The organism is Streptomyces griseiscabiei (genome assembly GCF_020010925.1).
GTDB classification, from domain to species: Bacteria; Actinomycetota; Actinomycetes; order Streptomycetales; family Streptomycetaceae; genus Streptomyces; species Streptomyces griseiscabiei.
This window is the reverse complement of the sequence record NZ_JAGJBZ010000002.1, coordinates 3725710-3733874: the sequence shown is the minus strand read 5'-3', so window position 1 is coordinate 3733874 and position 8165 is coordinate 3725710. Positions and strand designations below refer to the sequence as shown.

The 8165-nt window shown below is 73.4% G+C and carries 1 pseudogene; it reads right to left on the bottom strand.

From position 1 onward, the window contains the following. Nucleotides 1-2: 2 nt before the first annotated feature. Nucleotides 3-7856: pseudogene (locus tag J8M51_RS33280) on the bottom strand (type I polyketide synthase); the annotation flags it as partial. Nucleotides 7857-8165 lie beyond the last annotated feature (309 nt).

Below are 8165 nucleotides of genomic sequence, written 5' to 3'. Positions count from 1 at the left end.
GGGCCCCAGGCCAGTGAGGTGGCCATGAGACCGCCGGCCCGCCGATGCTGTGCCAGGGCGTCCAGGTAGGTGTTGGCCGCCGCGTAGTTGGCCTGTCCCGCGCCGCCGAGCAGTCCCTGCACGGAGGAGAAGAGGACGAAGGCGGTCAGGTCGAGATCGCGGGTGAGGTCGTGGAGGTGCCGGGCGGCGTCCGCCTTCGGTCGGAGGACCGCTTCGAGGCTCTCGGGAGTGAGGGCGTCGAAGACACGGTCGTCCAGGACACCGGCGGCGTGGACGACGGCCGTCACCGGACGGTCGGCGGGCACCGTGGCGAGCAGTGCCGCGAGCGCCGCACGGTCGGAGACGTCGCAGGCGGCGAGCGTGGCCCTGGCCCCCGATTCGCCCAGTTCCTGGCGGAGTTCGGCGGCACCGGGGGCGGCGTCGCCGCGTCGGCCGACGAGCAGCAGATCGCGTACGCCGTGCGCGGTGACCAGGTGGCGGGCCACGGCGGCGCCCAGGGCGCCGGTCGCGCCGGTGATCAGTACGGTGCCGTCCGCCGGCCAGGGCCCCTCACCGGGCCCTGGGGGCACGGGCGTCGTGGCACGTGTCATTCGGGGGACGAGTACGCGCCCGGCACGGACGGCGAGCTGGGCTTCGCCCGAGGCCTCCGCGGCGGCGAGGGCGGCCGCCATGACCCGCCGCGAGGCGGGTTCGTCGTCGAGGTCGAGCAGGGTGATCCGGGCGGGGTGCTCGGTCTGTGCCGTGCGGAGGAGCCCCCAGACGGCGCTGTGCGCGAGGTCGGACACGTCCTCGTCGGGCCGCGCGGCGACCGCGCCCCGGGTGACGACGACCAGACGGGAGGCGGCGAATCGCTCGTCGGCCAGCCAGCCCTGGGCCAGGACCAGCGCCCGCCCGACGGCCCGCGCCACGTCCGTACCGTCCTCCGTACCGTCCGGGGATGAGCCGGTCAGCGGTGCCAGGACGACGGCCGGGGCGTCGGCCGTACGGTCGATGTCCTCGGCGAGCGCCGGAAGGTCCGGATGGGCTCGGACGGCGGCACCGGCAGCCGTCGGCGTTCCGGCCGTGAGGGCCGCGTCGGCCGCGTCGCCGACGACCGCCCACCGCTCGGGGGGCGCGCCGGAGCCCGGACCGGCGATGCCGGGCAGCGCGGTCCACTCCACCCGGTACAGCGGGTCGTGTCCCCCGCTCGGTGCCGCGCGGAGTCCCTCGGCGGAGACCGGGCGCCGCGACAGCGCGCCCACCGACGCCACCGTGCGCCCCGCCGCGTCGGCGAAGGCGAGGGTGACCGCGTCGGGCCCGGCGGGTGCCAGCCGGACGCGTGCCGCGGTGGCCCCGGCCGTGTCCAGGCGTACCCCGCTCCACGCGAAGGGCAGCCGGGTCTCGTCGCCGCCGGGCAGCGCGCCCAGTTCGATGGCGTGCAGTGCGGCATCGAGCAGCGCGGGGTGCAGTCCGTACCCGGTCGCGGCGGTGGACTGTTCCTCGGGGAGGGCCAGTTCGGCGAAGACCTCCGTGCCGCGTCGCCACGCGGCACGCAGCCCGCGGAAGGCGGGGCCGTAGCCGAAGCCCTGTGCGGCGAGTGCGTCGTACCAGCCGGTCAGGTCCACCTCCTCGGCGTCGGGCGGCCAGTTCGCGAAGTGGTCGGCATCGGCCACCGCCCCGGCGGCCGGGGCGAGCACCCCGACGGCGTGCAGCGTCCAGTCGCCGCCGTCCGTCCCGCCGTTCTCCTGGTCCCGGGCCGAGGCCGCCGCGGGCCGGGTGTGCACGGTGACGGACCGCCGGCCGTCGGCGTCGGCACCCGCCACCTGGACCTGGAGCTCGACGGCGCCTTCGTCCGGCAGCCCGAGCGGTGCCTGCAGGGTCAGCTCCTCCAGCAGGTCGCAGCCGGTGCGGCGGGCGGCGTGCAGGGCCAGTTCCACCAGCCCCGCGCCGGGGAAGAGGACGGTGCCGAGGACGGTGTGGTCGGCGAGCCAGGGATGGGTGTCCAGGGACAGCCGCCCGGTGAGGACCAGCGTGTCGGAGTCCGCGGGTCGCACCGCGGCACCGAGGAGGGGATGCCCGCCGGTACCGAGCCCGAGCGCGGAAGCGTCCCCGGCAGTGACCGGTCCGGCGCTCGGCCAGTAGCGCCTGCGCTGGAAGGCGTACGTGGGCAGATCGACGCGGGAGGCGCCCGTGCCGGCGAACACCGCCGCCCAGTCGGGGCCGACGCCTCGGACGTGGAGCCGGGCGAGTGCCTCCGCGAGGGTCCGCTCCTCGGGGTGGCCGCGTCGCAGCAGGGGAACGAACTCCACCTGGGCGCCTACGGCTGCGGCCTCGTCCTCGTCGTCGTCGTCGGGGAGACAGTCGCGGCCCATGGCGGTCAGGACGGCGTCCGGGCCGATCTCGACGAACGTCGTCACTCCCTCCGCCCGCAGAGCGCGTACGACATCGGCGAACCGCACCGTCTCCCGGACGTGCCGCGCCCAGTAGCCAGCGTCGGCCGGGTTGCCGTCGGCCGAGCTGCCGTCGACCGGCCCGGTGACGGGCTGTCCCGTCATGTCCGACAGCAGCGGTACGGCGGGCTCCGACAGGTCGAGCCCCTGAGCCACCCGACGGAACTCCTCCAGCATGGGATCCATGCGGGGCGAGTGAAAGGCATGGCTGACCCGCAGCCGCCTGGTTCTGCGACCGCGCGCCGACAGCTCACCGGCGATCTCGACGACCGCGTCCTCGTCACCGGACAGTACGCAGGAGAGCGGCCCGTTGACGGCGGCGATCGCCACCCGCGCCTCCCGGCCGCGCAGCAGTGCGGCGACCTCCTCCTCCGGCGCCCGGACCGAGACCATCGCGCCGCCCTCGGGCAGCGCCTCCATGAGACGGCCGCGCTCGGCGACCAGCGTCACCGCGTCCGGCAGTGACATCATCCCTACGGCGTGGGCCGCCGCCAGTTCGCCGACCGAGTGGCCGGCCACCCGGTCCGGCCGTATTCCGAGGTGTTCGAGGAGCCGGAAAAGGGCCACCTCGACGGCGAACAGCCCGGCCTGGGTGAACACGGTCCGGTCCAGCAGGGCGGCGTCCGGGGAGTCCGCCCCGGCGAGGACGACCTCGCGCAGCGGGCGCCCGAGGCGGTCGCCGAACGCCTCGAAGACCTCGTCCAGTGCCTCGGCGAACACCGGGAACCTGGCGTGGAGTTCACGTCCCATGCCGACGCGCTGGCTGCCCTGCCCGGTGAAGAGGAACGCCGTCTTCCCGCCGCTCGGCACGCCGTACGGCACACGGGACGGCGGGTCGCCGTCCGCGAGCGCCGCCAGATCCACGAGCATCCGGTCCGGGTCGTCGCCGACCAGTACGGCCCTGTGCTCCAGCGCGGCGCGCGTGGTGCCCAGCGACAAACCCACGTCGGCGAGTCCGGCCCGGGGCGTCACGCTCAGATGCTCACGCAGCCGCCGCGCCTGCGCGCGCAGTGCCTGCTCGGTCCGGCCGGACAACGGCCACAGGACCGTTCCGGGCGACGGCTCGGGGGTCGCTTGCGGTTCGGGGGCGGGGGGTGCTTCCTCCAGGACGAGGTGGGCATTGGTCCCGCTGATCCCGAAGGACGACACCCCCGCCCGGCGCGGACGCCCGGCCACCGCTTCCCACTCCCGCTGCGCGGTCAGCAACTCGACCCCGCCCGAAGCCCAGTCCACCAACGGCGTCGGCTCATCCACATGCAACGTCCGCGGCAACGCGCGCTGTTGAAGCGCCATCACCATCTTGATCACACCGGCCACACCCGCAGCCGCCTGCGCATGCCCGATGTTCGACTTCAACGACCCCAGCCACAAAGGCCGTTCGGCCGGCCGATCCCGCCCATAGGTCGCCAGCAACGCCTGCGCCTCGATCGGATCACCCAACCGCGTCCCCGTGCCATGCGCCTCCACCACATCCACGTCAGCAGCCGCCACACCCGCCGACGCCAACGCCGCCCGGATCACCCACTCCTGCGCCCGACCACTCGGCGCCGTCAACCCATTACTCGCACCGTCCTGATTGACCGCACTGCCCCGCACCACTGCCAACACACGGTGACCATTGCGCCGCGCATCCGACAGCCGCTCCAGAACCAGCAGCCCCACACCCTCGGCCCAACCCGTACCCCCAGCCGACGCCGCGAAGGACCGGCACCGCCCATCCACCGACAAACCCCGCTGCCGCGAAAACTCCACAAACGTCCCCGGCGACGACATCACCGTCACCCCACCCGCCAACGCCAGCGAACACTCCCCCGCCCGCAACGCCGACACCCCAAGATGCACCGCCACCAACGACGACGAACACGCCGTATCCACCGTCACCGCAGGACCCTCAAGCCCCAACGAAAAAGCCACCCGGCCGGAGAGCACACTCGCCGCGCCTCCGGTCAGGCGTCGGCCCTCTGAGGAGGAGTCGGGTGGGGTGGAGCCGGTATCGGAATCCCTGAAGGTGAAGGTGCCGGCGAAGACGCCGGTGCGGCTGCCGCGCAGCGCGTGCGGATCGACACCCGCCGACTCCACCGCCTCCCACGACGCCTCCAGCAACAACCGCTGCTGCGGATCCATCGCCAACGCCTCACGCGGCGAGATCCCGAAGAACTCCGCATCGAACTCCGCCGCATCATGCAAGAACCCGCCATGCCGCGTGTACGACGTCCCCACCCGATCCGGATCCGGATCGAACAACCCCTCCACATCCCAACCCCGGTCCACCGGAAACCCCGACACACCATCCCGCCCGGCCTCCACCAACTCCCACAACTCACCCGGCGAACCCACCCCACCCGGCAACCGACACGCCATCCCCACCACCGCCACCGGCTCCCCCACACCCGCCTGGGCGAGGTCCTCCGGGGCCGGCGTGCCGTCGGCCGGCGCGTTCCCCAGGTGCCGGATCAGTGCCTCGGGCGTCGGGTGGTCGTAGATCAGCGTGCTGGGCTGGCGTGTGCCGGTCGATCTGCCGAGAAGGTCGCTCAGTTCGACGCCCATGAGGGAACTGAAACCGAGCTCCTTGAAGGAGGTGCCGATCTGCACGGCGTCGGGCGAGTCGTGGCCGAGGACGTGGGCCACGTGTGCGCGGACCAGCTCCTCCGGTGCGGGCCGTCGGTCGCCGGGGACGGTCGGGGAGGCCATGCCGGGTTCCGGTGACGGGAGTTCCGGCGCGGCCGGGTCCTGCGGGAGCGAGGCGACGGGGGAACCGAGCCAGTAGCGCTGCCGTTGGAAGGCGTAGGTGGGCAGGGCGACGCGACGTGCTCGGGAGCAGGCGAAGAGCTGGTTCAGGGCCCCGGTGGCGCCGCCCACGTGCAGCTCCGCGAGGGCCGAGTAGAGAGTGGACCCTTCGTCGCGGTCCCCCCGAACGGCGGGGACGAAGAGCTGGTCGGCGCCGTCGGGCGCGCAGTCGCGGGCCATGGTGGAGAGCACCGCGTCCGGCCCGATCTCCAGGTGGAGGACGATGCCGCGGGCGTGCAGGGTCCTGACCCCGTCGAGGAAGCGGACCGCGTCGCGGGCGTGGCGGACCCAGTGGTCGGGAGAGCGGAGTTCGTGCTCGGTGGCGGTCCGGCCGGTCAGGTTGGAGACCACGGGGAGGTGCGGTGTGCGGTAGGTGAGACTCTCGGCGACCTGGCGGAACTCGTCGAGCATGCCGTCCATGTGGGGTGAGTGGAAGGCGTGACTCACCCGCAGTCGTCTGGTTTTACGGCCGCGGTCGCGCCAGCGTCCGGCGAGGCGGAGCACGGCGCCCTCGTCGCCGGAGAGCACGGTCGAGGCGGGTCCGTTGAACGCGGCCACGGTGACCTGGCCGGCGAAACCGGCCAGGTCGGGGCGGAGTTCCTCCTCGGACGCCTGGACCGACACCATGGCGCCGCCACCCGGCAGTTCGTCCATCAGCCGGCCTCGGGCCGCGACGAGCGCGCAGGCGTCCGGCAGGTCCAGTACGCCGGCCGCGTGTGCCGCGACCAGTTCGCCGACGGAGTGGCCCAGTAGGGCGTCCGGAGTCAGACCCCAGTGTTCGAGCAGCCGGTAGAGCGCGGTCTCGAAGGCGAAGAGCGCCGGCTGGGTGTAGCCGGTCCGGTCGAGCAGGGCCGCGTCAGGGGTGCCGCCGCTGTCGAGGACCAAATCCCGCAGCGGCCGGTCGAGATAGCGGTCCATCTCCTCGCACGCCGCGTCGAAGGCGTCCGCGAAGACGGGGAAGGTGGCGTGCAACGCCGCGCCCATGCCGGGCCGTTGGCTGCCCTGCCCGGTGAACAGGAACGCGAGGCCGCCCTCGCGCGCGGTGCCCTCCACCAGACGCGGCACGGGGCGGCCTTCGGCCAGGGCCGCGAGCGACGCGAGGAGGTCGTCGCGATCGGTGGCGAGGGCGACCGCGCGTCGCGCGAAGTGGGTACGGGTCGTGGCGCAGGAGTACGCGATCTCGCCGGTCCCGAGTTCGGGGCGGTCGGCGAGATGGCCGAGCAGGCGTGCCGCCTGGGCGCGCAGGGCGGGCTCGTCGCGGCCGGAGAGGGCGACGGGGGCGGGCAGCGGGGCGTACGACAGGTCGGGGGCCGCGGGGGTGCCCCGGCCGCACCAGTCGGACAGCACCAGATGGCAGTTGGTGCCGCCCATGCCGAACGAGCTCACCCCCGCGGTCCTCGGCAGGTCGTCGTGGGGCCAGGGCGCCAGTTCTCGCTGGACCGTCAGATTGAGGCGCTCCAGGGGCACCGAGGGGGGCGGGGCGGTGAAGTTGAGGCTGGGTGGAAGGGCCTGGTACTCGATGGACAGGATGACCTTGAGCAGACCCACGACACCGGCGGCGGCCTCCAGATGGCCCACGTTGGTCTTGGCGGAGCCGACGGCCAGGGGCCTGCCGGGTGTCCTCTCGGTGCCGAGGGCCGCGCCGAGGGCCGCGGCCTCGACGGGGTCGCCTGCCTTCGTCCCGGTGCCGTGCAGTTCGACGTACTGCACCTGGTCGGGGCGGGTCCCGGCGCGCCGGTGGGCGAGCCGGATCACCTCACGCTGGGCGCTCTCGTCGGGGACGGTCAGCCCGGAGGAGGCGTTGCCGGCGTTGTTCACGGCGCCGCCGAGGATCAGGCAGCGGATGCGGTCGTCGTCGGCCATGGCCCGGTCGAGGGTCTTGAGGACGACCAGGGCTCCGCCTTCGCCGCGTACATAGCCGTTGGCGCGTTCGTCGAAGGTGTGGCATCGCCCGTCCGGCGAGAGGGCGCCGGAGCCGGCGGCGACGAGCGCGCCGTCCAGGGCGAGGTTGAGGTTGACGCCGCCGACCAGGGCGGCCGTGCAGTCGCCCGCGCGCAGGCTCTCGCAGGCCAGTTGGACGGCGACCAGGGAGGAGGACTGTCCGCTGTCGACGGTCTGGCTCGGCCCCCGCAGGTCGAGGGCGTGGGACAGCCGGTTGGCGATCATGGTGCGCTGGGTGCCGACGGCGGTGTGGCGGGTGATGCCGGCGGCGCCCAGGCGGGCGCGCAGGGTCGCGTAGTCGTCGGTGGCGGCGCCGACGAAGACGGCGGTCGGTGTGTCGGCCAGGGTGCCGGGGACGATGCCGGCGTGTTCCAGGGCCTCCCAGCCGAGTTCCAGCACCAGGCGCTGTTGGGGGTCCATGGCGGTGGCCTCGCGCGGGGAGATCCCGAAGAAGGAGGCGTCGAAGAGGTCGGCCCGATCCAGGAAGCCGCCCCACCGCACGCGTGCGGCGTCCGGTGCCGCCCCGGCCGACATGATCGCGTCGGCGTCCCAGCGGTCGGACGGCGCCTCGGTGATGGCGTGCCGCCCCGTCGCGAGGAGCCGCCAGAACGTCTCCGGGTCGGGCGCGCCGGGCAGTCGGCAGGAGTATCCGACGACCGCAATCGGCCTGCGGGGATCCCCGTCGTCCTTGTTCGGCATTTCTTCCGTTTCCGGCTTCCCGGCCATCCGGGCAAGAGGAATTACTCGGGCCACGGAAGAACTCTGACAGTCCCGCATATCGTTTCGGTAGCGCGGCCCGCGACACCCGGCGGTGGCTCGAAACAGAGTCGGATGACCCTTCTCGCAGGGCCGGGCGATGGGTACGGTAGCTGCGCATCAGTGGTCTCGAAGGCCTTGTCGCGCGGTTGGCACACCGAGAGCACCATTGTCCTGTTCACGCCTTTTCTTTTCGAGATACATGGGAGTCGGCTATGGCATTGGGCTTTCTGTTCGGCGGCGGAGTCGGCA